At 63.5% G+C, this 25,415-nt stretch carries 25 protein-coding genes, 1 tRNA gene and 2 pseudogenes; 11 read left to right on the top strand and 17 right to left on the bottom strand.

Annotated features, from left to right (window positions below; translation table 11 throughout):
• Window positions 1-9 precede the first annotated feature (9 nt).
• Window positions 10-702 carry a DUF2270 domain-containing protein gene (locus AB1A62_RS08755; protein WP_366661125.1) on the bottom strand — a complete coding sequence of 231 codons (693 nt, stop codon included), beginning with the start codon at window positions 700-702 and terminating at the stop codon, window positions 10-12.
• A 235-nt stretch (window positions 703-937) separates the two neighbouring features.
• On the bottom strand, window positions 938-1,138 hold the full coding sequence (locus tag AB1A62_RS08750; protein WP_366661124.1) for a hypothetical protein: 201 nt from the start codon (window positions 1,136-1,138) through the stop codon (window positions 938-940).
• A 98-nt stretch (window positions 1,139-1,236) separates the two neighbouring features.
• Here AB1A62_RS08750 and AB1A62_RS08745 point away from each other — a divergent pair, with 98 nt between their 5' ends.
• Complete coding sequence (locus tag AB1A62_RS08745) at window positions 1,237-2,109, top strand: LysR family transcriptional regulator (protein ID WP_366661123.1); 873 nt, start codon at window positions 1,237-1,239, stop codon at window positions 2,107-2,109.
• Window positions 2,110-2,175: 66 nt separating this feature from the next.
• Here the strand turns inward: AB1A62_RS08745 and AB1A62_RS08740 are convergent, their stop codons facing one another.
• The 5 genes and pseudogenes from AB1A62_RS08740 to AB1A62_RS08720 form a co-directional block, all read right to left on the bottom strand.
• Window positions 2,176-3,417 (bottom strand): cation:proton antiporter, encoded by a 1,242-nt coding sequence (locus AB1A62_RS08740; RefSeq protein WP_366661122.1) that lies wholly within the window; start codon window positions 3,415-3,417, stop codon window positions 2,176-2,178.
• 128 nt (window positions 3,418-3,545) lie between these two features.
• Entirely contained in the window at window positions 3,546-3,827 is a 282-nt protein-coding gene (locus AB1A62_RS08735; RefSeq protein WP_366661121.1) for a hypothetical protein, read from the bottom strand.
• 146 nt (window positions 3,828-3,973) lie between these two features.
• Window positions 3,974-4,171 (bottom strand): CsbD family protein, encoded by a 198-nt coding sequence (locus AB1A62_RS08730; protein ID WP_366661120.1) that lies wholly within the window; start codon window positions 4,169-4,171, stop codon window positions 3,974-3,976.
• A gap of 144 nt (window positions 4,172-4,315) precedes the next feature.
• The gene (locus tag AB1A62_RS08725) at window positions 4,316-5,176 is read right to left on the bottom strand and encodes a YihY/virulence factor BrkB family protein (protein WP_366661119.1); all 861 of its coding nucleotides are present in this window, start codon (window positions 5,174-5,176) and stop codon (window positions 4,316-4,318) included.
• A gap of 147 nt (window positions 5,177-5,323) precedes the next feature.
• Window positions 5,324-5,645: pseudogene (locus tag AB1A62_RS08720) on the bottom strand (transposase); the annotation flags it as partial.
• A 197-nt stretch (window positions 5,646-5,842) separates the two neighbouring features.
• Between AB1A62_RS08720 and AB1A62_RS08715 the strand changes: the two are divergent.
• The 6 genes and pseudogenes from AB1A62_RS08715 to AB1A62_RS08690 form a co-directional block, all read left to right on the top strand.
• On the top strand, window positions 5,843-6,673 hold the full coding sequence (locus AB1A62_RS08715) for a cytochrome c oxidase subunit II (RefSeq protein ID WP_366661118.1): 831 nt from the start codon (window positions 5,843-5,845) through the stop codon (window positions 6,671-6,673).
• A 111-nt stretch (window positions 6,674-6,784) separates the two neighbouring features.
• Entirely contained in the window at window positions 6,785-8,557 is a 1,773-nt protein-coding gene (locus AB1A62_RS08710; RefSeq protein WP_366661117.1) for a cbb3-type cytochrome c oxidase subunit I, read from the top strand.
• Entirely contained in the window at window positions 8,554-9,252 is a 699-nt protein-coding gene (locus AB1A62_RS08705) for a cytochrome c oxidase subunit 3 (protein WP_366661116.1), read from the top strand. Before AB1A62_RS08710 ends, AB1A62_RS08705 begins: the two co-directional genes overlap by 4 nt.
• A gap of 12 nt (window positions 9,253-9,264) precedes the next feature.
• Window positions 9,265-9,981 carry a heme-copper oxidase subunit III family protein gene (locus tag AB1A62_RS08700; protein ID WP_366661115.1) on the top strand — a complete coding sequence of 239 codons (717 nt, stop codon included), beginning with the start codon at window positions 9,265-9,267 and terminating at the stop codon, window positions 9,979-9,981.
• Window positions 9,982-9,990: 9 nt separating this feature from the next.
• Entirely contained in the window at window positions 9,991-10,356 is a 366-nt protein-coding gene (locus AB1A62_RS08695) for a cytochrome C oxidase subunit IV family protein (RefSeq protein WP_366661114.1), read from the top strand.
• A gap of 64 nt (window positions 10,357-10,420) precedes the next feature.
• Window positions 10,421-10,501 (top strand): annotated as a pseudogene (locus AB1A62_RS08690) (IS5/IS1182 family transposase); the annotation flags it as partial.
• Between the two features lie 180 nt (window positions 10,502-10,681).
• Here AB1A62_RS08690 and AB1A62_RS08685 read toward each other — a convergent pair.
• The 6 genes from AB1A62_RS08685 to AB1A62_RS08660 form a co-directional block, all read right to left on the bottom strand.
• Window positions 10,682-10,756: transfer RNA gene (locus AB1A62_RS08685), tRNA-Gln, on the bottom strand.
• Window positions 10,757-11,065: 309 nt separating this feature from the next.
• The gene (locus AB1A62_RS08680; protein ID WP_366661113.1) at window positions 11,066-13,000 is read right to left on the bottom strand and encodes a malonate decarboxylase subunit alpha; all 1,935 of its coding nucleotides are present in this window, start codon (window positions 12,998-13,000) and stop codon (window positions 11,066-11,068) included.
• Window positions 13,001-13,247: 247 nt separating this feature from the next.
• Window positions 13,248-15,443: a peroxidase family protein gene (locus AB1A62_RS08675; protein ID WP_366661112.1), complete on the bottom strand. Its 2,196-nt coding sequence runs from the start codon at window positions 15,441-15,443 to the stop codon at window positions 13,248-13,250.
• 235 nt (window positions 15,444-15,678) lie between these two features.
• Complete coding sequence (locus AB1A62_RS08670; RefSeq protein ID WP_366661111.1) at window positions 15,679-18,057, bottom strand: response regulator; 2,379 nt, start codon at window positions 18,055-18,057, stop codon at window positions 15,679-15,681.
• 25 nt (window positions 18,058-18,082) lie between these two features.
• Window positions 18,083-19,084 (bottom strand): cytochrome c peroxidase, encoded by a 1,002-nt coding sequence (locus tag AB1A62_RS08665; RefSeq protein WP_366661110.1) that lies wholly within the window; start codon window positions 19,082-19,084, stop codon window positions 18,083-18,085.
• A gap of 77 nt (window positions 19,085-19,161) precedes the next feature.
• A complete protein-coding gene (locus tag AB1A62_RS08660) occupies window positions 19,162-20,394 on the bottom strand; it encodes an NnrS family protein (protein WP_366661109.1) in 1,233 nt (410 codons plus the stop codon).
• Between the two features lie 243 nt (window positions 20,395-20,637).
• On the opposite strand from AB1A62_RS08660, the gene AB1A62_RS08655 reads away from it, so the two are divergent.
• Window positions 20,638-21,333: a Crp/Fnr family transcriptional regulator gene (locus tag AB1A62_RS08655; RefSeq protein WP_366661108.1), complete on the top strand. Its 696-nt coding sequence runs from the start codon at window positions 20,638-20,640 to the stop codon at window positions 21,331-21,333.
• A 43-nt stretch (window positions 21,334-21,376) separates the two neighbouring features.
• Here the strand turns inward: AB1A62_RS08655 and AB1A62_RS08650 are convergent, their stop codons facing one another.
• From AB1A62_RS08650 to AB1A62_RS08635, 4 genes are all read right to left on the bottom strand, one after another.
• Window positions 21,377-21,577 carry a hypothetical protein gene (locus tag AB1A62_RS08650; RefSeq protein WP_366661107.1) on the bottom strand — a complete coding sequence of 67 codons (201 nt, stop codon included), beginning with the start codon at window positions 21,575-21,577 and terminating at the stop codon, window positions 21,377-21,379.
• A gap of 136 nt (window positions 21,578-21,713) precedes the next feature.
• Window positions 21,714-21,944: a DUF982 domain-containing protein gene (locus AB1A62_RS08645; protein WP_366661106.1), complete on the bottom strand. Its 231-nt coding sequence runs from the start codon at window positions 21,942-21,944 to the stop codon at window positions 21,714-21,716.
• 141 nt (window positions 21,945-22,085) lie between these two features.
• Complete coding sequence (locus AB1A62_RS08640; protein WP_065266164.1) at window positions 22,086-22,292, bottom strand: cold-shock protein; 207 nt, start codon at window positions 22,290-22,292, stop codon at window positions 22,086-22,088.
• Window positions 22,293-22,470: 178 nt separating this feature from the next.
• A complete protein-coding gene (locus AB1A62_RS08635) occupies window positions 22,471-22,683 on the bottom strand; it encodes a hypothetical protein (RefSeq protein WP_366661105.1) in 213 nt (70 codons plus the stop codon).
• Window positions 22,684-22,807: 124 nt separating this feature from the next.
• Between AB1A62_RS08635 and AB1A62_RS08630 the strand changes: the two genes are divergently transcribed.
• Genes AB1A62_RS08630 through AB1A62_RS08620 form a run of 3 tightly spaced genes read left to right on the top strand, consistent with a single transcriptional unit; the run spans window position 22,808 to window position 25,414 of the window.
• Window positions 22,808-23,260, top strand: coding sequence for a cytochrome c (locus AB1A62_RS08630; RefSeq protein ID WP_366661104.1), 453 nt, complete (start codon window positions 22,808-22,810; stop codon window positions 23,258-23,260).
• 12 nt (window positions 23,261-23,272) lie between these two features.
• A complete protein-coding gene (locus tag AB1A62_RS08625; RefSeq protein WP_366661103.1) occupies window positions 23,273-24,616 on the top strand; it encodes a cbb3-type cytochrome c oxidase subunit I in 1,344 nt (447 codons plus the stop codon).
• 3 nt (window positions 24,617-24,619) lie between these two features.
• A complete protein-coding gene (locus AB1A62_RS08620; RefSeq protein ID WP_366661102.1) occupies window positions 24,620-25,414 on the top strand; it encodes a CbbQ/NirQ/NorQ/GpvN family protein in 795 nt (264 codons plus the stop codon).
• The last annotated feature ends 1 nt before the right edge of the window (window position 25,415 follow it).

Below are 25,415 nucleotides of genomic sequence, written 5' to 3'. Positions count from 1 at the left end.
CCCCGCGATTCAGCCCATGGACGTCATCGACTTGCGCTTGCCGGCGCGGGCGGCGTCGGTCCTTGCGCTCCACCAGGCGATGCCGCCCCACAGCACCACGTAGAAGGCGCCAGTTGCCAGCACTAGTTCGCCGGGGAAGGGGCCGATGTCGGCCCGGCTCAGAGCCTGCTGCCAGCTGGTTACGCCCGTGGGATGCACGGCCAGCTTGCCCGCATAGGCCATCGACTGGATCAGCAGGATCCAGAAGTAGTTGCGCCGGATCCGCCGCCCGATCGCGGTCATCACGCCGACATGGTATTCGGGGCGCAGATAATCGGCGGCCAGCACGTCCTGCCAGTGCTCCTCCAGATGCAGATCGCCCTCGACCAGCATCGGTGTGTAGAAATGCGTCTCCAGCCAGCGGGCGCGGGCGCGGAACACGTTGAAATAGCGGTAGCGCCGGGCCTCCAGCATCAGGAAGAAGATGATCAGCACGCCGACCAGGATCAGCGGCAGCGGCGAGGCTTCTGGCGAGGAATAGGAGATCGACAGCGCCACCCCCAGCGTCACCACCGACCAGTTGGTGGTGGTGTCGAGCCGGGTGCGCCAGACCGTGCTGCGGTAAATCTCTCCGCGGTACAGATGCGCAAGCGCGCCGACTTCCTCCGCCGACAGCGGCGCACGGGCGCCGCCTGCAGTCTGTTCGCGCTCTAAACTGGTCATGAACTGAGAGTAGTTTTGTGCTGCAACCGGGCAAATTATTTGCACCAGTTTGATCCGCATCAAACTGCGGGCGCCGCAGGCAGGGTAAAACCGCAGGTGAAAGAGTTTGCTGCTTAGCCAATACCCCCTCCTGGGCAGCAAGAAATCCCGCGAGGCCGACGTGCAGGCCAGACGGGCCATGCGCCGGTTTTCCGATCTGTTCGCGCGTTTCCTGGAAAACCGGCGCTTTTTTCCGTCAAATCTTCTGCGGATCGATGCAGCGGACCCGCGGCGGCCGGCCGCGCAGCCAGGCTCTGAGCCGGGCCAGCAGCCCTGGTGCGCGCGATGGCGCCTGATAAGCGCCCGGCAGCGGTTTGGCGGGCCGCAGATCGCGCAGCCGCACACAGTCCTGGCGGGCGGCGGTCATCATCGAACGGGCATAGATGTCAATCAGCATGGCAGGGCCTCCTGTTCTGGCGTCTGATCCCGACTCTTGCCTGAATGCGCGATTCCTGCGAGTTAAGAAGAATGTGATTATGTAAGTCTGGATTACATATGGATTGGCTTCACATGCCGCCGCTTGCGGCGCTCAGGGCTTTTGCCGCCTTCGCGGAGACGGGGAATGTGGTGCAGGCGGGGGTCGCGCTGAATGTCAGCCACGCTGCCATCAGCCAGCAGCTGCGGGCGCTGGAGGCGCATCTGGGAACGGCCCTGCTGGACCGCAGCGGCCGGGCGCTGGAACTGACCGCGGACGGGGCCCATCTGGCGCGGTCGCTGCAACTGGGGTTCGGCGCGATCGAGGCTGCGGTGCAAGAGATTTCCGCTGCAGGTGCGGCCCGGCCGCTGCATGTCACCTGCACGCCGATGTTCGCCGCCCATTGGCTGATGCCACGGCTGGCGGAGTTCCAGGCCAGCCACCCGGAGATCGACCTGGTGCTGGACCCAAGGGGTGAGATTGTGGAACTGAAGCCGGGAGGCATTGATCTTGCCATCCGCTATGGCGACGGGAACTGGGCTGGGATGGACACCCGGATGCTGCTGCCGTCACCCATGGTGGTGATTGCCGCGGACAGTCTGCTGAAGGGCCGTCAGGTGGCGGCGCCGGAGGATCTGCTGGACCTGCCCTGGCTGGAAGAACTGGGCACGACGGAAGCCTCGCGCTGGCTGGAATCGCGGGGCGTCAAGGACAGCCTGCGCGGTTCGCGGACCCGGCTGCCCGGGAACCTGCTGATGCAGGCCGTGCGTGCGGGGCAGGGGGTGGCGGTCAGTGTCCAGGCGTTCGTCGCAGAGGATTTGCAGGCCGGCCGCCTGTGCGCCTTGTTCACCGAGGGTGAAGGCCGGGGCTATCATGTCGTCACCCGCGCTGGCGTGCTTCGCCCGGAAGCCCGGAAGTTCGCAGCCTGGTTGCAGAGACAGTCGGACAACTGACAGCCGCCGTCCGCGCTGCCGCGCTGTCCTGGGCAGGCAGGCGGCCCAGGGGCGCCCGATGGCGCGTCACTTGGCGATCTCATCCATCGCGCGGCCGACGGTGAAGCCGTGCAGCATGGTCGACAGCAGGATGGTCAGCCCAATCAGCGACCACAGTTCCGGCTCGTTCACGAACTCGATATGGGCGCCGGCATAGCACAGGTAGTAGATGGAACCGATGCCGCGCACCCCGAAGACCGAGATTACTAAGCGGTCGCGGCGGCCGATGCGCGCGCCGGCCAGCGACAGCCAGCCTGCTGCCGGGCGGATCACCACGATCAGCAGAACCGCGATCAGCACAAGCGCCAGGGAGAGGTCGCCCAGGATGATGGGCAGCACGTTGCCGAGCGCCACCAGCAGCAGCGCTGTCAGGGCGTGCTCGATGGTTTCGCAAAAGTCGTGCAGGCGGCGGTGGAAGCGGTGCTCATTCTCGATCCGGCGCAGGGTCAGCCCCATTGCCGCCACCGCGATGAAGCCGTAGCCCTCCGCCAGCTCGGTGGAGCCGTAGCAAAGAAGAACCCCCGCCAGCGCCACCACGCCGGAGCCGGTGTTGGCCAGCGCCGCATGGCCGGGGTAGATGAACAGGACCTGCCCCAGCACCCAGCCGCCGCAGATCCCCATCGCGGCGCCGGCGGCAATCCGGTAGACCACGTCGATGGCCGCCCAGTGCAGCAGCCAGTCCGGCGGGTCGAGCCCCTGCAGGGCGACGATCAGGCCCAGGTAGACAAAGGGAAACGCCAGCCCGTCGTTCAGCGCCGCCTCAGTCGTCAGGGTGAAGCGCACCGGGTGCTCGCCGCCCTCCATCGGCGGTCCGACCTGCACGTCCCCTGCCAGCACCGGATCGGTGGGGGCCAGCACGGCGCCCAGCAGGATCGCTCCGGCCGCGGTCATGCCGCCGATGCCCCAGCCCAGCAGCGCAACGGCGGCGATGGTGAGCGGCATCCCGATCAGCAGCAGCCGCAGCGTTGGCCCCCAGCGTTTCCAGGGCCGCAGGCTGTCGAGCCGCAGACCGGCTGCAAACAGCGCCACGATCACCGTCAGTTCGCTGACGACCTCCCAGGGTTCGGGATGCAGGCGCGGGTCCGGCGCCGCCGGGATGTCCGGCACCAGCCAGTAGGCGGACATGCCCAGCAGGATGAGCAGGGGGGCTGCTGCGGGCTCCCGCGAGGAGACCAGCCGCGGCAGCCAGTGGGCCAGTATGATCACAGCGCCCGCCGCGGCGAGCATCACATGGTATGGGGCGAACTCGAAAAACTCGGTGAGGTTCATAATTGGTACTGTACAGGAGAAACGCCTGTGTGCGGTTGCCGAATGCTGCACCCGGCCTGCCAGCTGGGGGCCGGTGGCTCAAGCCAAGCAAGCGTGCGCATCTGAGCGGTCTGTTCCCCGCTCTGCCGTCACTTGCCGCCGCCCGCATAGCCGCTGCTGAGACGCCAGCAGATTTGCTTGGCCTGCTCCGCCAGATCGGCGATTGCCGCCTCGTTTTCCTTGCCGTCCGCCGTCTCGACCTTTGCCGCGTCGTCCGACCAGTTCCCGATTTCCGCGGCCAGCCGGTCCAGATCGCTGGCGGCTGTGTCTTCCCCGGAGGGCGCTGTGCGGGCCAGTTCATCCTGGCGCTCGGCCAGAAGCCCGCACATTTCAGAGTGTATTTCTTCCAGTTGAGCAACTTTCAGTGCCATTTCGTTCTCGCTTTCTGTGATGAAAGAAACACCGGGTCCCCGCCCGGCGGCTGCTGATTACCGAAAGCAAGCCCGCGCGGGTGTCCCCGGGCCGCCTCCACAGCTGGGCGGCGGTGTCCGCGTCGCTGTCAGGTCTGCGGGCCAAATCAAATCTTGTCGAGAATGCGGTCAACAGCCTGGCGGACCTCGTCCTTGGTCTTGCCCAGGCGCTGCTGCAGCAGCCCTTCGAGCTGCTCGCGCTCACCCCGGGTCTGCTCCAGCTCGTCGTCGGTCAGCTCGCCGTAGGCTTCGCGCAGGCGGCCTTTGAGTTCGGTCCATTTGCCGGTGATGCGGTCGTCGTCCATGTCGTGTCCTCCGTGGTGTTTAAATTTTGCGCCGCGCTGCAGGGGCATAGGAAGAACGCCGCAGCGGATGCAGAGTTCCCTGATTGCGCGGCGCGGATTTCGGCGCGCCGGCACCGCAGCAGGGCATTGCCGAAGCCCGCAGGCTCAGCCGCGCCGGGCTCTCAGTTCTGCGTCGGCGGCAGCGCCCAGCAGCACGGAATAGGCGGACAGCCACAGCCACGTGAGCAGAATAATGACACCGCCCAGGGCACCGAATACCTGGTTGTAGGAGCCGAAGGAGCCCGCATAGACGGTGAAGCCCGCGCTGGCGGCGAACCACAAGAGGCAAGCGGCGGCCGCGCCTTTGGTGATCCACGGGCGGTGGCCGGCGGGGCGGTCCGGGCCGTAGCGGTAGAGCATGCTGACACCGAAGGCGCCCGTCAGCAGCAGCACCGGCCAGCGGGCCACAAGCATGATCTGCTCCAGCAGGCTGCTGCCGGTCCAATGCGCAAGCGCGGGCAGCACGCCGGATACGGCGATGGCGGCAAGCAGCAGCAGGATGGCGAACAGCGTAAGCCCCAGTTTCAGGGCGGTAAGCACAAGGAAGCTACGGTTTTCCTCAAGATCCAGCACCGCGTTCAGCCCGGTCATTGCCTGGCCGGTCGCCTTGGAGGCGGAGTAGAGAGACAGGCCGAGGGTGGCGACGGCGGCGATGCCGAGCGTGGTGCTGTCCGCCGCCAGCACGCCGCGCAGCTCAGCCAGGATGATGCCGCCGGCCTCTTCCGGCAGGATACGGGCCAGCGCCTCGGAGTTTTCTGTGACAAGGCGGGGCGGCAGCGCGGCCCCTGCCAGCGCCGCCCCGGCGGTGATTGCAGGAAACAGCGAGAGCAGCCCGTAAAAGGCTATGCCCGCAGCCAGAAGGCCTGCATTGGCACGGGACTGCCGCGCCCAGATCCCGCGGGCCAGGCCGAGGAGGCCGGCCTCCGGTACCGGTCGCTTCTGTTCGAGGGCGTCTTGCGTGGTCATGGCGGTCTCCCGGGTACGTGCCTTGAAGGCCTAACGCAGGGCGGGGTGCAGGAGTTCCGGATAGGGCAGAACATACCTGCCTGCGGACCCGGCGGTTTCGGCGAAGGCTGAATGGGCTGCCGCAGGGAGGGGCTGGGGGAGGTGGCTGGTGCGGCCGATCAGGCGTCCGCTCCCCTTTGGGGCGCTCATGCTGGCCGCGGTACGGTGTGCCTTCAGGCAGGCAGCGCGGGCCATCACGGCTTTCTCTTCTCCGTGTTCAGCGGCCGGACCAGCCATGATCCGGGCAAAGACACCTATGCCACTCCAGCGCTTCCAATGGTTGTGCAGGATTTTGTGCGGCCCGTGCTCAGAGAGCGCATCCCGCCATCGCAAGGCGTTGCGGATGATGAAGGTAATCCCGCTCGGAACACGGCGGTCATCAACACACGGGGTGCTGTGGGCTTAGGGAAGAAGCCTCCAGACGGGTCATCAGCACGCGGGCCAGCCAGAGGAGACCGCTCGATTTCTCGACCGGAGACTCGCGCAGCGTTTATGAAATCAATGGGTCGTGCCCTTAGACCGGTTCACTGGATTGTTTCGCAAAAATACCCTATAGTGGTGCGGCTTACCAATAATTCTGCTTGCCGGACGTCCTGGATGTTCTGCGGGGCAGGGAAAGGGGGCGAGATGCTAATCGTGGTCGCACTCGTCTTGATCGTACTAGGGTCCATTGCGTTCCATCTATTAAGTCCATGGTGGTGGACTCCGATCGCGTCGAACTGGGACTATATCGACAACACGCTGGTCATCACCTTCTGGATCACCGGCGCGGTGTTTGCTGCCGTTATTCTGTTCATGGCCTATTGCGTGCTGAAGTTCCGGCACCGGCCGGGGCATAAGGCGGAGTTCGACCCGGAGAACAAACGCCTGGAGTGGTGGCTGACCGGGGTGACCGCCGCCGGGGTTGCGGCCATGCTGGTGCCCGGGCTGTTCGTGTGGAAGCAGTTCGTCACCGTGCCGGAGGAGGCAACCGAGCTCGAGGTCTTTGGCCAGCAATGGAGCTGGGCCTACCGGCTGCCCGGCGCCGACGGGGTGCTGGGCACCGCGGATGCCGAATGGGTGAGCGGCGAAAACCCCCTGGGCGTCAACCCGCATGACAGGTTCGGCAAGGATGACCTGATCGTCGAGGGCGGCGAGGTCTACCTGCCGGTGGACCAGCCGGTGAAGCTGCTGCTGCGCTCGATCGACGTGCTGCACAATTTCTACGTGCCCGAATTCCGCGCCAAGATGGACATGGTGCCGGGCATGGTCACCTACATCTGGTTCACCCCGACCCGCACCGGCGACTTCGAGGTGCTGTGCGCCGAATACTGCGGCACCGCGCACCCCTTCATGCGCGGCTATGTGACTGTTGTGGAGGTAGAGGAATACCAGGAGTGGCTGCAGGAGCAGCTGACTTTTGAAGAATACGCCAGCAATGCCCGCACTGCCCAGCCGGTGCGGCTGGCGGAAAACTGACCGGCGCACAGCCGGAAGCAAGGCCTGACCGGGCCGCCCCCCTTCTGCGGCCCTGATGGTCCGGCGCGCTGAATGCCGCCGGGGATGGAGAAAGCATGCAGGGAGGAAGGCATGGTAGACCGCGGTTCTGACGAACGGATGCAACTGCCGCCGCGCGAAGTTGCAGATGTGATGCCGCCGCATGCGCACAGCTGGATCGGCAAATACGTTTTCTCGCAGGATGCCAAATACATCGCCATCCAGTATTCCGGCACCGCCGTGGCTATCGGCCTGGTGGCGCTGGTGTTGTCCTGGCTGATGCGGCTGCAGCTGGGCTTTCCCGGCACCTTCGACTTCATCACGCCCGAGGCCTATTACCAGTTTGTCACCATGCACGGGATGATCATGGTGATCTATCTGCTGACCGCGATCTTCCTCGGCGGGTTCGGCAATTACCTGATCCCGCTGATGGTCGGCGCGCGGGACATGGTGTTCCCCTTCGTCAACATGCTCAGCTACTGGGTCTACTTGCTGGCGGTTCTGGTGCTGGTCGCCAGCTTCTTCGTTCCCGGCGGGCCGACCGGCGCGGGCTGGACGCTGTACCCGCCGCAAGCGGTGCTGTCGGGCACGCCGGGCGGCGCGCAGAGCGGCATCATTTTGATGCTGGTCTCGCTGATCCTGTTCATCATCGGCTTCACCATGGGTGGGCTGAATTATGCGGTGACCGTGCTGCAGGCCCGCACCCGCGGCATGACGATGATGCGGCTGCCGCTGACGGTCTGGGGCATCTTCACCGCCACGGTGATGGCGCTGCTGGCCTTCCCCGCCTTGTTCGTCGCCTGCGTGATGATGCTGTTCGACCGGCTGCTGGGCACCTCCTTCTTCATGCCGACACTGGTGGAGCTGGGGGAGAAGCTCAGCTACGGCGGCGGCAGCCCGATTGCCTTCCAGCACCTGTTCTGGTTCTTCGGCCACCCCGAGGTCTATATCGTGGCGCTGCCCGCCTTCGGCATCGTTTCCGACCTGATCGCGGTGCATGCGCGCAAGAACATCTTCGGCTACCGGATGATGGTTTGGGCCATCGTCATCATCGGTGCGCTCAGCTTCATCGTCTGGGCGCACCACATGTATGTCTCCGGCATGCACCCGTGGTTCGGCTTCTTCTTTGCCACCACCACGCTGATCATCGCCATCCCGACCGCGATCAAGGTCTATAACTGGGTTCTGACCCTGTGGAAGGGTGACATCCATCTGACCATACCGATGCTGTTTGCGCTGGGGTTCATCGTGACCTTTGTGAACGGCGGGCTGACCGGGCTGTTCCTGGGCAATGTGGTGGTTGATGTGCCGCTGTCCGACACCATGTTCGTCGTGGCCCATTTCCACATGGTGATGGGGGTGGCGCCGATCATGGTGATCTTCGGCGCGATCTACCACTGGTACCCCAAGATGACCGGCCGGATGCTGAACGAGGCGATGGGGCAGATCCATTTCTGGGTCACTTTCATCGGCGCCTATGCGGTGTTCTTCCCGATGCATTATGTCGGCCTGGTCGGTGTGCCGCGCCGGTATTTCGAGATCGGCGAGCCTGAATTCCTCACCGCCCCGGTGGACGGGCTGAATGCCTTCATTTCCTCTGCCGCGCTGCTCGTGGGGGCGGTGCAGGTGCTATTCCTGTTCAACATCTTCTGGAGCCTGCGCCGCGGCCGCGAAGCGGGCGGCAACCCATGGCGGGCGGCCTCATTGGAATGGCAGACACCCGAGACCCCGCCCAGGCACGGCAATTGGGACGAGCTTCCCGATGTCTACCGCTGGGCATACGACTACAGCGTGCCCGGGGCGCCTGAGGATTACCTCGCCCAGAACGACCCCTGGGTCTCAGACGGGGAGGACAGGCGGCTGTGACGGTCATTCTTGCCTTTCTGGCGCTGGTCGCCCTGGTTGCGGGCCTGTGGCTGTCGCAGCAGCGTCTGGCCTCCAAGCCCTGGCTGGAGACCGGGATCGCGCCCCTGGCAGGCCATGGCCCGGGCCGGGCGCCGGGGTTCATTTTCATCGCCGTTTTTCTGGCCGTGGTGGGCGGGCTGTTTGCCATGCTGGGCAGCGCCTTCGTCATGCAGATCGAGGAGACCCCTTGGGAGCTGGTGCCGCTGCCCGGACGGGTCTGGCTCAACACCGCGCTTCTGCTGCTGGCCAGCGTTTTCCTGCAGTTCGTGGTGATCTCGGCACGGGCCGGAACCACGCGCTGGCTGCGCGCCAGCCTGATCGCCGCCAGCATTGCCACGCTCGCATTCCTGGCCGGCCAGGTGCAGGTGTGGATCGCGCTGACCGCGGGCGGCTACCGGCTGGAAGGGGCCCCGGCGGCGAGCTTCTTCTATCTGATCACCGGGCTGCACGGGCTGCATGTGCTGGGCGGTATCATTGCGCTGGCGGCGGTCTGCCTGCGCCACACCGGCGCCGGGGACGTCAAGGCGCTGCTGCCGGGTGTCCGGCTTTGCGCGCTGTACTGGCACGCGCTGCTGGCGTTCTGGCTGATGCTGTTTGCGCTGCTGCAGGGCTGGGGCAACGCGTTTCTGGCGCTCTGCCGCGCGGCCGTGAGTTAAGGGGGAGGAGACATGGAGAGAAAATTCCAAGGCCAGGACCAGACCCTGCTGCAGCGGGGCCACAGCGGCTTTGCCGCCGACTGGAGTTCGGACCAGCGGGTGTTCAAGCGGGTTTCCTGGGGCAAGGCGATGATGTGGATCCTGCTGCTCAGCGATACCTTTGTCTTTGCCTGTTTCCTGGCCGCCTATATGACCGCGCGCAGTTCAACCACGGTGGACTGGCCGAACGCCAGCGAGGTGTTTGCCCTGCACATCGGCGGCCAGAACTTTCCGCTGCTGCTGATCGCCATCATGACCTTTGTGCTGATCTCCTCCTCCGGGACAATGGCAATGGCGGTCAACAGCGCCTACCGCAAGGCCCGCGTTCCCACGGCCCTGCTGATGCTGGCGACTGCGGCGCTCGGGGCCGCCTTTGTGGGCATGCAGGCCTTTGAATGGACCAAGCTGATTTCCGAAGGCGTCCGGCCCTGGGAAAACCCCTGGGGCGCCGAGCAGTTCGGAGCCAGCTTCTTTATGATCACCGGGTTTCACGGCACCCATGTCACGATCGGGGTCATCTTCCTGGTGATAATCGCCCGAAAGGTCTGGCGCGGCGACTTTGACCGCGACGAGCCCAGCTGGCTGTCGCGCGGCAACGGCGACTACGAAGGCGTCGAGATAATGGGGCTGTACTGGCACTTCGTTGATCTGGTCTGGGTCTTCATCTTTGCATTCTTCTATTTGTGGTAGGGGGACGGAATGGCACACTCATCGCAAACCGCCGGGACGCACGCCGAGGCTGCGGTTGAGGAGCACGGCGGGCAGCAGCATCCGATCAAGCTCTATCTGCTGGTCTGGGGGCTTCTGTTCGTGCTGAGCGCGGCGTCCTACTATGTCGACTATGCCGGGCTTCAGGGGCTTTTGCGCTGGACCCTGATCCTGATCTTCATGGTGCTCAAGGCGGGCCTGATCGTGGCCGTATTCATGCATATTGCCTGGGAGCGCCTCGCCTTGAGCTATGCGATCCTGCTGCCGCCGCTGGCACTAATCGGCCTGCTTGTGATCCTGCTGGTGGAATCCGATTACACCGTGGCTACACGGTTGATGGAATTCGGATCCCGTTAGCATCAGGCTTCATTGATTTCCGGAGCGCTGCGTGAGTCACCGTTCGAAAAATCCAAGCGGTGATATGAGCGGACTCTTTTGGCTGACCAGCGTGCAGATGGCCCGTCTGGAGCCCTGTTTCCCGAAACCCTACGGCAAACCCCGCCGCCGGTCTTGACGCATCTTTCGCCAAGGTGACCCGCTATCAAACCTGGCGCAGTTGCTGGGGTCTTGCCGGTATCTAACGCGATACGCCAACTTACCCGCAAACCAACGGGGCCGAAAACGGGGCCAGTTCGGCTTTTTCGAGCTCGTCAGCGTTTTATTCTGTTTGGAGAAGGGCCGATGGCTGGGGTGGTAGGATTCGAACCTACGGTACACGGTACCAAAAACCGCTGCCTTACCACTTGGCTACACCCCATCGGTGAGGCGCTGTCTAAAGTTTGTTTCGGGGGGGTGCAAGAGGGTTTTTGAAAAAAAGTGCAGTTCTTTTTCCGGCCTTCGGGGAAAAGCCTGGATTGGCGTGCAAGCCGGTTTTCACCGGGGCGAATTGTTTGAGGGGGAAAGTTTTGTTTTCAGTATGTTAGGTTGGCTTTTTGTGCCCGGCAGCGCAGGGCCGCACCGGCAAGGGCGGCCCTGAAATGCAGGTCTTCCGGAGCCATGGCTGGCTGGCGCGAAGACCGGGCCGTGGCCGGGGCGGGCCCGGCTGGGGCTGAGCAGGAAACCCCGGTCAGGAGCCCCAGATGGCCTGCTGGTGCGCCTCCTCGCCGCTCTCGAAGATATGCGGCTGCACGCCGCGGCTGGCAAGCTCGCCCTGCATCTTCAGGCGCATGAAGGCGCTGGTGGTGTAATTGGCGATCGAGGCGGAGTGTTTCTCCAGCGTCTGGCCGACCGAGGCGGCGTAATCGTCCTGCAGGTCCTCGGCGATGCGGAAGCCGTTCTGGTTCATCACCATGTTCACATCGCGGCCGCTTCTGGCGAAGGCGTCCTGCAGCACCCGGTCCAGATCCTCGAGGTCCTGCTTCTTGCGGACGCTCCAGCCTTCGAGGTTGAGGAACATGGTGTGGCGGGCGGCGTCATAGGTCACGCGTTCGGAGAGGTTGAGGTTCAACAGGTCGTTCATCAGCCCCATCGGCTCATCCCGGAAGATGCGGGCATCCATCAGGGCGACATTTTCGATGATCGGCTTGAACTCCATCTGGTCGAGGATGTCGCGCTGCAGGTCGATGCCGGGGGCGATCTCGATCAGTTCCAGCCCCTTGGGGGTCAGCTGCAGCACGCAGCGTTCTGTCACATACAGCACCGGCTGCGAGCGTTTGGAGGCGTAGGGCCCGGAGAAGGTGATCTGTTCGATCAGGCGGACGAACTTCTTGTTGCGGCCCTCCTGGATGATGCGCAGTTCGCCGTTTTCCACCGCAACCTTCAGCCCGCCGGCGGTGAAAGTGCCGGCAAAGACCACGGCGCGGGAGTTCTGGGAGATGTTGATGAAGCCGCCGCAGCCATTGAGGCGGCCGCCGAAGCGGGAGGCGTTGACGCTGCCCTCGGCGTCGCATTCGGCCATGCCGAGACAGGTGAGGTCGAGACCGCCGCCGTCGTAGAAATCGAACATCTGGTTCTGGTCGATGATGGCATCGGCGTTGGCGGAGGAGCCGAAGCTTGAGCCGCCCGCCAGCACCCCGCCGACGGCGCCGGCCTCGGTGGTGAGGGTGATATAGGGGGTGGCCTTTTCCTCGTTGGCCACCGCCGCGACACCGTCGGGCGCGCCGACGCCCAGGTTCACGGCACCGTTGGGCGGCAGCTCAAACGCGGCGCGGCGGGCGATGATCTTGCGCTGGTCCAGCGGCATCTTGGCGATGCCCTCGACCGGCACCCGGATCTCGCCGGACAGCGCCGGATTGTGCTGCACGCCGTAATTCATCCGGTGCATCTCCGGGTCGTCGGCAACGCAGACACAGTCCACCAGCAGGCCGGGGATTTTCACGTCCTTGGGCTTGATCGAGCCGTCCTCGACGATGCGCTCCACCTGGGCGATGACGATACCGCCGTTGTTGTGGGCCGCCATCGCCTGGGCCAGGCAGTCCAGCGTCAGAGCCTCGCGTTCCATGCTGATGTTGCCGGAGCGGTCGGCGCTGGTGCCGCGGATGAAAGCGACGTCAATCTTGGTGGCCTTGTAGAACAGCCACTCCTCGCCATCGACTTCGTGATAGCGGACGATGTCCTCCTCGGTCACCTTGTTGACCTTGCCGCCGCCGTGGCGCGGATCGACATAGGTGTGCAGGCCGACTTTGGAGAACAGGCCCGGCTGGCCGGCAGCGCAGGCGCGGTAGAGCTGGGAGATCACCCCCTGGGGCAGGTTGTAGCCGCAGATCTTGTTCTCCTGCGCGGCCTGGGCGACCTTGGGCATGCGGCCGAAATTGCCGGCAATCACCCGGCGCAGGAGGCCGTCGTGATGCAGCCGCCCGGTGCCCAGGCCTTTGCTGTCGCCGGCGCCTGCGCACATGATCAGGGTGAGATCGCGGGGGGCGCCTTCGGCCAGGAAGCGCTTTTCCAGCGCAGCGTGCAGCATTTCCGGGATGCAGCTTTGCACGAAGCCGGTGGTGGTCACCACGTCGCCGTCGCGGATCAGAGCCATCGCCTGTTCGGTCGTGGTCGTCTTGTCTTTCATGGCAGCGCCTCCTCCCCGATGCCGGTTGCCGCCGGATAGGGATCAGCGTCCTCACGGCAGTATGGTCGGGAATGTTAGGCGCAGGGAGGCCTGGGGCTGTCTTTCGATTGCGTCAGCGTTTTGGGGAGTTACGACATCCGCCGACTGCGCCGGCCGGGAAGTTTCCGATCGGCGTCATCTTGGGGCTGATAGGGCGAGCAGCCGAAAACTTGCTACTCGCCCCTGGCGAGCCGGTTCCCATGCGGGCTCAGAACAGGTTGAAGCCGGAGTCCTGCCAGTCTTTAAGGGTGATCCCGTCAAGGGCCACAGACCAATTGCCGCCGTCGGAGACCTCGATATGATCTACGTAGTCGGTGATCTGCAGTGAATGGCGGGTCGGGCCGACGGCCTTGATGAGGTCCACGCCAAGCTCGAAATCCGTGATGGTGTCTGCGCCGGTATCTGTTGACATGAACACGAAGCAGTCGGCTCCGGCGCCGCCGGTCAGCAGATCGTCACCTTTGCCTCCGATCAGCTTGTCGTCGTGGAGGCCGCCGTCCAGCGTGTCATTGCCGTTGCCGCCGCGCATCACGTCGTCGCCGTTGCCGCCTTGCAGCTCATCATGGCCGGTGCCACCTTTGAGGTAGTCGTTTTGAACGCCGCCAAAGATGAAGTCGTCACCAGTACCGCCGATCAACAGGTCCTTGCCGCTGCCGCCTGCGAGCCAGTCATCACCGCTGTTGCCTATCAATGTGTCGCGGCTCTTTCCGCCCAGCAGTTCATCATTTCCGGCCCCGCCGATCAGCAGATCCCTGCCGCTGCCGCCGGACAAGCAGTCGTTGCCGCTGTTGCCAATTAGAGTGTCCCAGCCACCGCCGCCTCGCAGGTCATCATTGCCGCCGCCTCCGGTCACGCTGTCCGCTCCATTGCGCCCGTGCATGAAGTCATGGGCGCTGGTGCCTGCCAGGTCGTCCTTACCATTGGTGCCGATGGTGCGGTCCATGGCGGCAAAGACGTCTTTCTGCAACAGGTTGATATCGGTGTTGCGCACGATGATGTCAGAGAGGCTGGTGTCCCACAGCTCTGCCAGTTCATCCTCTGGGATGCCTTTGCGCCCCTGGCTCCAGTACGGGTCGCCGTCACGCAGCCGGGTGAACTGATCGATCATAACAATCGTGAAGGTTTCGCCCAGCAAGCCCTTGCCATAGGGGTTTTCGGCCAGGCCGCCAATCCAGGCGTCCACCAGGTCGGTATCGCCATAAGCCTCCTTCAGCTTGGCGGCCAGCGCAGTGTCGGACGTGATGTCAGAGAATTTTTCGGCCCGTGACAGGCCAAGCGCCTCGCGCAGGTCATTGTAGCTGGCGACGCCCATATCCCTGCCGCGCTGGATGTTCAGAGCTGCCAGGTCAAGCCCGCCGGCGCCCGGCGGCCCGAACAGGAAGGAGCGCACGTCCTCAACCACCTTGGTGTCAATGGCTTCCGAGGTCTGGGTGGCCGCGCCGCGCAGCACGTTTTCGATCATGTTTTTCTGGCTGACCAGATGCGGCTGGAAAAACGCATCGCGCAGGGCCAGGGGGGGCAGCTGCTGGCCGCTTTCGGTGACGCGCTGCAGGTTGGCGGACAGCAGTGTGTGCCCCAGCCGGTAAACCGCGGTGGAAAACTCGATAGCGATCCCGGGATTCACCCCCTTGTCATAGCCCTGGTAGGCGTCGAAGGCATCTTCGCCGATCAGGATCGGCAGGAACTCCTTGAAGGTGATGGCTTGCACCAGAGCCTCGACCCGGCCGCGGGCGGCTTCGAAAAGCTCATCATCCGTGAGCATCGGGTCTTTTGCCGCCAACTCTTCGACCAGGCGGTTGTGCTCGCGAGTGAACAGGGTATGCATTGAAGTCAAAGCGACGTTTTCGGCGGCACGGACATCGCCGGTCAGGAAGCCGTCGCCGTCTCGATGCAGAAAATCATCCTCTGTCATTTTAAGCTTGCCGCCGGCATCGCGCATTGCGCTGACCATTTCTTCGGTCGAGCCATAGACCATCGAGGCGTCGATATAGGCCGTGATCTCGTTGTGGTACCCGTCGTGGTGGTGCTCGATCCGGGTGAAGGGAATGATTGCTTCGCCGGTGCCGAAGGGATCGAAGAACGGGTCCCCTGCCGGCACTTCAATGTGCGCGGTTATTTCGCTTTCCGCACCGGAGAGCGACAGATCGTGGTCCAGGAACTGGCCCCAGATCCACAGGAAGTCAGAGACGCCGCCGGTGGTCTGCGTGCTGCCGTGCTGCTGCGACAGGATGTTCGAAATCTCGCGCGGGTTGGGCCGGTCATCGCCAGCCATCTCACCATTCGGGCCCAGGCCGCTGGGCGCCATATGTATCAGCGCTGTGTTTGTCGCGCCCCAGTCTGGATGGTCAGGATTTGCGGAAGTGCCATCGGTGGGGCGCGCGGCCCCAATCGCTAAATTGGACATGTGATCCCCCAATCACTCGTTACTTTCACTAAAAACGCCGCCGCGCCATGCACACTCCCCAGCGCGCAGCAGCGGCCAATCACCTGCCGGCTCCTCGCGAACAAAAACTGCTGGAGCACAGGATCACTTTTCAGTTTATCATATTTTTGTGACTGATTGTGAGTTTTCGTGAAGTGATTTTTTAATGAGAAATTGCAGGTGGTTATAAGGTGGCGCGGCGCGGTTCAGGCCTGTTTCAGGCCTGTTTGATCTGTGATCCGGCGTCTTCTGACACCGGTCTTTGCGTCCATTCGGCGATCCGGTCCAGCAGTTCTTTCTTGCGTACCGGTTTGGACAGGAAACCAACCATTCCGGCCCTGCGGCAGGCGGCTTCATCGGCGCTCAGGACATTGGCAGTGAGCGCCAGAATCGGGCAGGGGCTGCAGCCATTTTTCCGCTCCCAGTCCCGCAGGCGCCGGGTTGCCTCCAGCCCGTCCATGATGGGCATCGACATGTCCATCAGCACCAAGTCGAAGTCCTGAGCAGCAAAGGTGTCAACGGCCTCCTGGCCGTTACTGCAAATGGTAAGCTGAATACCGGTCGGGGCAAGCATCTTCTTCAGAACCAGCTGGTTGGTGCGGTTGTCCTCGGCCGCCAGAACACGCAGGTCGCTGAACCGGTCCGCCGTTTTGCCGGGCTCAGGCGAACGGGCGGCGGCGGCGGTAACCGGTCCGGTGTTGAGCGCCTTCTGCAGCGTTTGGAGGAGCAGCCTGCCGCGGGCCGGCTTCATCAGAACATGCACAGTCTTGCAACTTCTGAGTGCCTGGTAGTCGGCGAGCAGCTGGCCGCCGGTGCAGTAGACAATGGGCAGTTCCCGGCAGCCCGGCAGCGCATGCAGGTCCTGGCACAGGGATCTGGCCTGCTCCAGCGGCAGGCTGGTTTCCACCAGCACAAGGTCGGGGCGGCGGTCTTGGGCGGCCGTGGCTTCCAGCCGGGCCACCAGTTCTGGCAGCCCGGCCGGAGCGAATGTGGCGGCTCCCCAGTACTCCAGTTGGCGCAGCCGCACTTCACGGGAGAATGGCAGATCGGCAATGACCGCCACTTGCGTGCCGGCTAGCGGCCGCGAAGGGAGCGGGACCGGGGACGCCACCGGCAGTGTCAGGCAGACTGTGAAGCAGGACCCCTTGCCCGGCTCGGAGACCACATCGATCCGCCCGCCCATGGCCTGGGCCAGCCGGGAGGAGATCGCCAGCCCCAAACCAGTGCCTTCGAAGCGGCGGGCTGTTGTGCTCTCGACCTGCTCGAAGGCGTGGAATATCTGGCCGATGCTGTCTTCGGGGATGCCGACGCCGGTGTCCCGCACAGCAATGCAGAGCGGAATTTTGTGGCTGGCGTCGTAGTTCAGGGTAAGGCTGATGTGGCCCTGAAGCGTGAACTTGACAGCGTTGCCGACGAGGTTCATCAGGATCTGCCGCACGCGGCCGCTGTCGCCGGTGAAAATAGCCGGAGTGCCTTCGGGAATGTCGATGCAGATCTCCACGCCTTTGGCGGTGGCGCTGGGTGACATCAGGGCCGCAACATCATAGATCACGTCGCGCAGGTTGAAGGGCTGCTCCAGCATCAGCGCCTTGCCGGCTTCCAGTTTCGAAAAGTCGAGGATGTCGTTGACGATGCGCAGCAAGGCCTCGGAGGAGGCCAGTATGGTGCTGGTGCAGGACTGCTGTTCTGGCGTCAGGCTCGTTTCGCTGAGCACCTCCGCCATCCCGAGCACCCCGTTGATGGGGGTGCGGATTTCATGGCTCATGGTGGCCAGAAACCGCGACTTGGTCTCAGTGGCGGCCTCTGCCCGGGCCTTTTCCTGTAACAGTCTGTCGGCGATCCGCTTCTTTTCTTCCAGGCTGGTTTCCAATGTGTCGAGCGCGCTGAACACTGCCGCAATCTCGTCGTCGCCTTCCGGCGCTGCAGGCTGTTCCCGGGTGGCGAGCCGCCGCAGTTTCCGGGCGGCCAGCTGCATTGAGGAGGAAAAACCGCGCGCCTTGCGCATGGCGAACATCAGCGCCGCGGCCATCAAGAGGGTGGTTCCGGTCAGGCCCAGTACCAGAATGCGGGTGAGAGCCCCGTTTGCCGCCGCCATGGCCCGTTCCGCGTGCTCTGCGGCCATCGCGCTCACTGTTTCTGCCTGCAGGGTAACGGCCTCGCTGCTCATGGTCAGCGCGCTGAGCGTGGGAATCTCCTGTTCCTGTTTGATGCCCAGAAGCACAACTGCCTTGACGCACCATTCGGCCAGTGCCCCGTCCAGCGCCCGAACTTCGGCCCGCAGAGGAGCGGACAGCGGCAGGTCCATCAGCGCAGCAAGCTCCCTGTTGATGGTGTTCAAATAGGCTTGGAACTGACGGGCCACTTCCTCCTGCGGGATCAGCCGCGTCATTGCCAGCACGTCCTGAGCGTAAACCTCCGCGGCGGTGATTCCGGCGGTAACGTTGCTGGTGCGCCGGGTGACTTCCAGCGAAGCCTCCAGCACTGCGTCCTTGCGGGCGGAAGCATAAATTGCCATGCCGCCAACCAGCAAAGCTGCGCATGTCGCCGCCATTGCAATCAGCAGAACCGGCAGAACAATGGACCGTTTGATGTTCATGCGTGGTTCCCCTCAGCCCGTCGCATCAGTTGGCCGGCAGGATTGGGGTCTGAACATTGGTCTCTGTGTCCGTCAGCGTTTCCAGGAAGGCGATGAGGTCAGCGGTTTCATCGCTGGTGAGGGCAAAGCCATCGATATCCGTGGAACGGTCCGCTGCAGCGGCGGCGCCGGCGGCATAGTGGCGGATTACCTCCTCCAGAGAGCTGAGCGAGCCATCGTGCATGTAGGGCGCCCGCAGCGCGATATTACGCAGGCCCGGGGTTTTGAAGCGGACGTTCTGATCTGCTTCACGCGGCACCAGGCCGCTGCCGCCCGGGTCGCTGGACTGCAGCCCGATGTCATGCATCTTGTTGTCGGTGAACATCCAGCCGGTGTGGCAGGACACGCAGTTTGCCCGTCCGGTGAACAGTGCAAAACCGCGTTTGGCGGCATCGGAAACGGCGGTCTCATCGCCGTCCACCCAGCGGTCAAAGCCGGCAACACCGCTGACGATGGTCCGCTGGTAAGTGGCCAGCGCTGTCAGCACGGTCTCCTTGCGGATGCCGCGCTCGGGGAACAGGCGGTCGAACCAGATCCTGTAATCATGCACCGCGGACAGCCGCTCGGTGATGCCGTCGAAAGTGGCATTCATTTCCTCCGGTGCCGTGATCGGGCCAATCGCCTGTTCCTCAAGGCTGCCGGCACGGCCATCCCAGAACAGCGGGGTGACCCAAGCGGCATTCAGGATTGTCGGCGCGTGACGTTGGATCGGCGTGCCGGCGGCGCCTATGGCCTTGGGCACCGGGACTTCCCAGCCGAAGGAGGGATTGTGGCAGCTGGAGCAGCTGATGTTCTGGCCGCCAGAGAGGCGGGGATCGAAGAACAGCATCTTGCCGAGCGTGGCGATCTCGCGGTTGTAGGGGGCTTCGGCGGGAAACGGCACCGTTTCAGGCCGCTGGAACGCGTCGAGCCCGGCCGTCTGGGCCAGGCTCTGGACAGTCCACAACAGCAGCGGCACTACGGCAGCGGCAGCAGCTTTCCACCGCATTCAGGACCTCCTCTTCCGTTCCCGACCTTTGTTAACCGGAATGGCAGCATCTGAGAAGGCCGTTAAAATAACGTGAGCTATGCCCGTCCTGCTGCCGTCGGCTGTGCCGGTGCCTGGGCCGGTTTCCCGGAGACCTTCTTGGGGCCGATCCGCCGGGTGACCAGCCAGGGGCCGGCCTTCAACACCATTAGCGCGAATCCTGCGGTCCACAGGCCAGCCGAGACGGTGATACCATCCAAGCCCGCAGCCAATTCCGTGCTGCCTGCGACGCGCGCCGCGGCAGCGCCGAGCAGCAGCATGAAGGCAATTGTCAGGACGGGGCCGGCAGTCAGCGGCCGTCCGCTGTGGCCCATGGTGGCGCGCATCATCACCGCAAGCGTCATGCCGCCAATGGCGCCGATGCCCAGGATATGCGCCGCAACAGCCGGCTCCAGGAGGCCGAAGGGCACGCCGCCTGCCGCGATCAGCCCGGCGGGCACCAGCGCATAGGCCAGGTGCAGCATCAGCAGAAGCGGATCCGGAAGGGCGGCGTGGCTGCGCCAGCGTGCCAGCCGCACTGCATGCAGCAGGCCTGCGGCCAGCAGCAGCGCGCCGCTGGCAGAGGCCCAGGGCGCGGCGGTCCAGGCCACCAGCGCAACCGCGCCGAAGACCAGCGTCACCGCATCGAATTTTCCGAACGTTACCGGCATTTTCGAGGCCCCGTGCTTGGCCAGCCAGTTGCGGGTGAAGCTAGGGATGATCCGGCCCCCGATCAGCATGATCAGGAAGATCAGCACCGCAATGCCCAGACGGCGGGAAAGGTCCGCTGCGCCTTCAGTTATCGCTTCGATGTGGAAGCAGGCATTGGCCATGCCCAGCAGAGTGACGGGCACCAGGACCTTGAGGTTGCGCCAGTTTTCACCGGCGATGATCTCGCGTGCGATCATGGCAATGACGGCGGCCAGAAAGGCGCAGTCGACAACCATCACTCCCAGCACTGGCAGCCCCAGCCAGCCCGCCGCTGCCAGACGCCCCAGGAGCCACAGGCCCGAAAGCACTGCCAGCGGCCAGCCGCGCGCAGGCATCCGCCCGGTCCAGTTCGGCACCGCGGTGAACAGGAAGCCTGCCACCACCGCGGCGCCATAGCCGAAGATCATCTCATGAATGTGCCAGTCCGTTGCCAGGAACGGCCCGCTGTACTCCAGATCGCCGTGCCAGATCAGCAGCCAGGTGGGGATGGCCAGCAAGGCAAACAGGCAGGCGCCCAGAAAGAACGGCCTGAAGCCGAAGGAAAACAAGACAGGTCCAGTGTATTCAGTTCGCGCAGCCATGACGGCCTCCTTGCGCCCGGTCAAAGAAAGACGGGCGGCACTGGTCAGGTGCCGCCCGCCGGTCCGGCGCAAGGGACGCAATCTTTTGCCGGACCCCGTGGATCAGCGCCGGCGGGCAGGGAGGAGGGAGGCTCCCCCATAATCCGGATTCCCGTTTTTTCCCGCACGGTTGTTTCCTCTGCCGCCACTATGCGATAACGGCGGGGTGACCTCTTTGTCCTTCAGCAAACTTGCGGTGCATTCTTGTCCAAGCTCGACGAAAGCCTCCTGACCGGGCTGCCGCCCTTCAGCCTCCTGGAGCGCAGCCAGATCCGCGAAATCCTCGATCAGGCGCTGCCCAAGCGTTATGACGAAGGGGCGGAAATCTTTCACGAAGGCCATGATGCCGAGCGGTTCCACCTGCTGCTGGACGGCTACATCCGGGTGGTGAAGACCACCGAGGGCGGCGAGCAGATCATTGCGCTGCATATTTCGCCCGGCCAGCTGTTCGGCATCGCGCCGGCGCTGAACCGCGATACCTATCCGGCGACTGCGGTTGCCGCCTCGGAATCGCTGGCGCTGTCCTGGCCGGTGCGGCTGTGGGGGGAGTTCACCGCCAAGTACCAGGGCTTTGCCACCGAGAGCTATAACACCCTGGGCCAGCGGCTGGGCGAGATGCAGACCCGGATCACCGAACTGGCGACGCAAGCGGTGGAGCAGCGGGTGGCGGCGGCGCTTCTGCGGATGGTGACCCAGTCGGGCCGCAAGGTGGAAGAGGGGATCGAGATCGCCTTCCCGGTGACCCGCCGCAATATCTCCGAGATGACCGGCACCACGCTGCACACCGTCAGCCGGCTGCTGTCGGCCTGGGAGAAGGACGGCATTGTGCACTCCACCCGCAAGCACATCGTGGTCACGGCCCCGCATAGGCTGGTTGTGCTGAGCGGGGCACAGGGGTAGGGGCTGCAGACTGACCGGGTGGCGTTCTGCTGGTGGCCCTGGCTCATTTCTTGTCCGGGCCAGTCGAGGACTGATTGCCGCGCTGATACTGAAGCCGGCTTCGTTTAAGGCGCTCAATTTTGTTGCGACGCGTTTCGTTTTCGTCTTCCAGAATTTCACGCGCTGCCCGCGCGGTCTTTTCCATCGCTGATTCCTTGCGCGACAGGCCGGCTAGTTTCAGTTCCTCAGTATTGAGCTTAGTCATCCAATTTCTCCTACGAGGCTGATTGTGGGGAAGGGCCAGTATCCTGCGTGCACGTTCCGTCCGGATCTTCTGTCAGGTGCGCCGTGGGGCAAATGAAAAGGGTGGTGCAGTGGCGGTGCCAACTGAGTGCGGGGTCCTACGCGGCGTCGAGGGCGTCCGCTTGAAATCCAGCAGTGCCAACTGCCGATAGGAATGCTGCGCGGGCGGCACCGACAGGGGCGAGACACTCCATCGCTGCATCGATCTTCTCAAGTGCAACATCTCTATTGTGGTCAGAAACAGGCCACGCTCTTTGCAGCCAGAAATGGGCTTGTTCTATTGTCGAGATTTTTCGTGTCCGCCCCTCGGAGGGCAGGAAAATGGTCATGGGGGTTCCCCAGGAGATTTCGATCAAGTTTGTTCTTTCGGTGTTTTTGAGAAAATCCGCATCTGAAAAACGGTCACTGCAGATACGGAAAGCGGGAGCATTGCAGGAATGCTCCCGCTGAAATTTCGAGCCTGCAGAGGCTTACGCAAGTGCGAGATTGCTGGCGGACTCGCGTCCGTCGCGGCCGCTCTCGATGTCGAAAGTCACGGCTTGGCCGTCGTCAAGCTGCTGGATCCCGGCGCGTTCCAGAGCGGAAATGTGGACGAAAACGTCCCGCGAACCTTGCTCGGGAGCGATAAAACCAAAACCTTTTTGAGAGTTGAACCATTTCACGGTGCCATTGGCCATCGTGTCGTCTCCTTAAAAAATGCCATCCGCAACATGCGATAGCCCGGCCCAGTGTCGACATAGGAACAACTGGGGCCGCAAGGAAACAGAAGGTCATAGGAAGAAGCTTTGCCCAACCAAGATGGGACACGTGATACGTGATTACAAGCAGTCGGCTACGATAAGCTGAAAAAAGTTCTCATGCGGTTCCCATTTTCCCCCGCAACTGCTCCCGGAACGCCATCTCCTCCAGCCCGTATTCCTCGCAGGCGTCGATCAGCGTGTGGAACGGCGCGATCGGGCAGCCGGGGCAGAGCATCTGGCGGCGCATGAATTCGCTCGCGCAGTCGGGCCAGTGGTGGAAAAGCTCTGACAGGGGCAGATCAGGGTTGTCGAAATCGGGGCGGCGCATGGCGTGTCCTCCTTTTCCTGCATCTTGCGTGCAGCAATGCGCGCGGTCTTTGCGCTTCGACAATATCCATGGCGGTGCGCAGGTTTAGGCAGTTCCCATCCGCAACTGTACTCAGGACCGCGATATGTCAGAGATACTTACCAAGTCGCGGGCCAGGAACGTGTTCTACGGGGGCTCCTTGTTCTTCGTCGTCGTGTTCGTGGCCATGACCGCGCACAGCCACCGCTTCATCGTGAACACATCCACCGCTGGCATGGAGCTGACCGACAAGGTGCGCCAGGGCAAACATGTGTGGGAGCGCCACTCCTGCATCAACTGCCACACGCTGCACGGTGAGGGCGCTTACTTTGCCCCCGAAGTGGGCAACGTCATGACCCGCTGGGGCGTGCTGGACGACCCCGAAGGCGCCTATGAAATGCTTGACGGCTGGATGAAATCGCAGCCCTCCGGCGTCGAGGGCCGCCGCCAGATGCCGTTCTTCGACCTGACGGAAGAAGAGACCAAGGCCTTGTCCGAATTCCTGCGCTGGGCGGATCAGACCGATACCCAGAACTGGCCGCCGAACGACGCAGGCTGAGGGAGAGAAACAATGAAATATCAATCTCAAAAAGTGGCCTATGCCTATTTCATGGCGGCAATGGGCCTGTTTGCCATTCAGGTTCTGGGCGGCCTGCTGGCCGGCTGGATCTATGTCTGGCCCAACACGCTGAGCGAGCTGCTGCCGTTCAACATCGTGCGGATGCTGCACACCAACGCGCTGGTGGTCTGGCTCTTGCTGGGCTTCTTCGGCGCTGCCTACTACCTCATCCCCGAGGAATCCGAGCGTGAGATATTCTCGGTCAAGCTGGCCTATATCCAGCTGGCGATTCTGGTGGTCGGCACCCTGGGCGCCGTGGGCTCTTACCTCGTCGGCATCCACGGCGGGCGGGAGTTCCTGGAACAGCCCCTGTGGGTCAAGTTCGGCATCCTGGTTGCGGCGGTGATATTCCTTGTGAATATCTCCCTGACCGTGCTGGCAGGGCGCAAGACCGCAATCACCAACATCCTCTTGATGGGCCTGTGGCTGCTGTCGCTCTTGTGGATCTTTGCCTTCATCAACCCGGACAACTTGTCGCTCGACAAGATGTACTGGTGGTTCGTTGTCCACCTTTGGGTGGAAGCCACTTGGGAACTGGTGATGGCCGCGATCCTTGGCTACCTGATGCTGAAGCTGACCGGTGTTGACCGCGAGGTGGTGGAGAAATGGCTCTATGTCATCGTTGCCCTTGCGCTGTTCTCCGGCATCCTCGGCACCGGCCACCACTTCTTCTGGATCGGCACCCCCGGCTACTGGCAGTGGATCGGCTCGATCTTCTCGACCCTGGAAGTGATCCCGTTCTTCGCGATGATGAGCTTTGCCTTCGTCATGGTCTGGAAAGGCCGCAAGAACCACCCGAACAAGGCCGCGTTGCTGTGGTCGCTGGGTGCTTCCACCGTGGCGTTCTTCGGCGCCGGCGTCTGGGGCTTCCTGCACACGCTGCACGGGGTGAACTACTATACCCACGGCACCCAGATCACCGCGGCCCACGGGCACCTGGCCTTCTACGGCGCCTATGTGGCGATGAATCTGGCGATGTTCACCTATGCGATGCCGCAACTGCGCAACCGCGACCCCTATAACCAGGTGCTGAACATGGCCTCCTTCTGGCTGATGACCGGCGGCATGGCCTTCATGACCTTCGTGCTGACCTTTGCCGGCACCATCCAGACCCACATGCAGCGCATTGTCGGTGAGTACTTCATGGACGTGCAGGACCAGCTGGGACTGTTCTACCTGATGCGTCTCGGTTCCGGTGCAGTGGTTGTCCTGGGTGCGCTGCTGTTCATCTACGCAACTGTGGTGGTCCGCCGTGAAGTCATCAAACCTGGCCCAGCGGCCGTACCGGGAGAGTAAGCCATGAACGCGATGAACACGCCTTCCGTGCCTTTCTACCGTTCCGCAGGCGATGAATGCACCGTCTTCGAGATGGCCCAAGCCAACGGTCTGCCCCTTCTTCTGAAGGGGCCCACCGGCTGCGGCAAGACGCGGTTCGTGGAACATATGGCAGCCCGGCTCGGGCTGCCCCTCCACACCGTTGCCTGTCATGACGACCTGTCTGCCGCTGACCTGATCGGGCGCTACCTGTTGAAAGGCGGGGAAACCGTCTGGGTCGACGGACCGCTGACCCGTGCGGTGCGCGAGGGCGGCATCTGCTACCTGGATGAGGTGGTTGAGGCCAGGAAGGACGTGGCCGTGGTGCTGCACCCGCTGACCGACGACCGCCGCCGCCTGGTCATTGACCGCACCGGCGAGGAGCTGGCCGCACCCAAGCCCTTCATGCTGGTGGCCAGCTACAACCCCGGCTACCAGAACATCCTGAAGAAGCTGAAGCCCTCGACCCGGCAGCGTTTTCTGTCGATCGGTTTCGACTTTCCGGAAGCCTCTGCCGAAACTGCGGTTGTTGCCTCTGAGAGCGGGCTGGACGAGGACCGCTCTGCCGCGCTGGTGCGGCTGGCCGGCCATATCCGCAAGCTTTCCGGCATGGACCTGGAGGAAGGCGTCTCCACCCGCCTGCTGATCTATGCCGCCACGCTGATTGCCAAGGGCATGAGCGTGGAGCGTGCGGTGGAGGCCGCCATCATCGAACCCCTTAGCGACGAGGGTGACGTGCAGCAGGCGCTGCGCGACCTTGCCGCCAGCGTCTACGGGTGAT

The organism is Leisingera sp. JC11 (genome assembly GCF_040704725.1).
Taxonomy (GTDB): domain Bacteria; phylum Pseudomonadota; class Alphaproteobacteria; order Rhodobacterales; family Rhodobacteraceae; genus Leisingera.
Note: the sequence above shows the minus strand (reverse complement) of the source record. Positions and strands in the feature narration are given on the sequence as shown.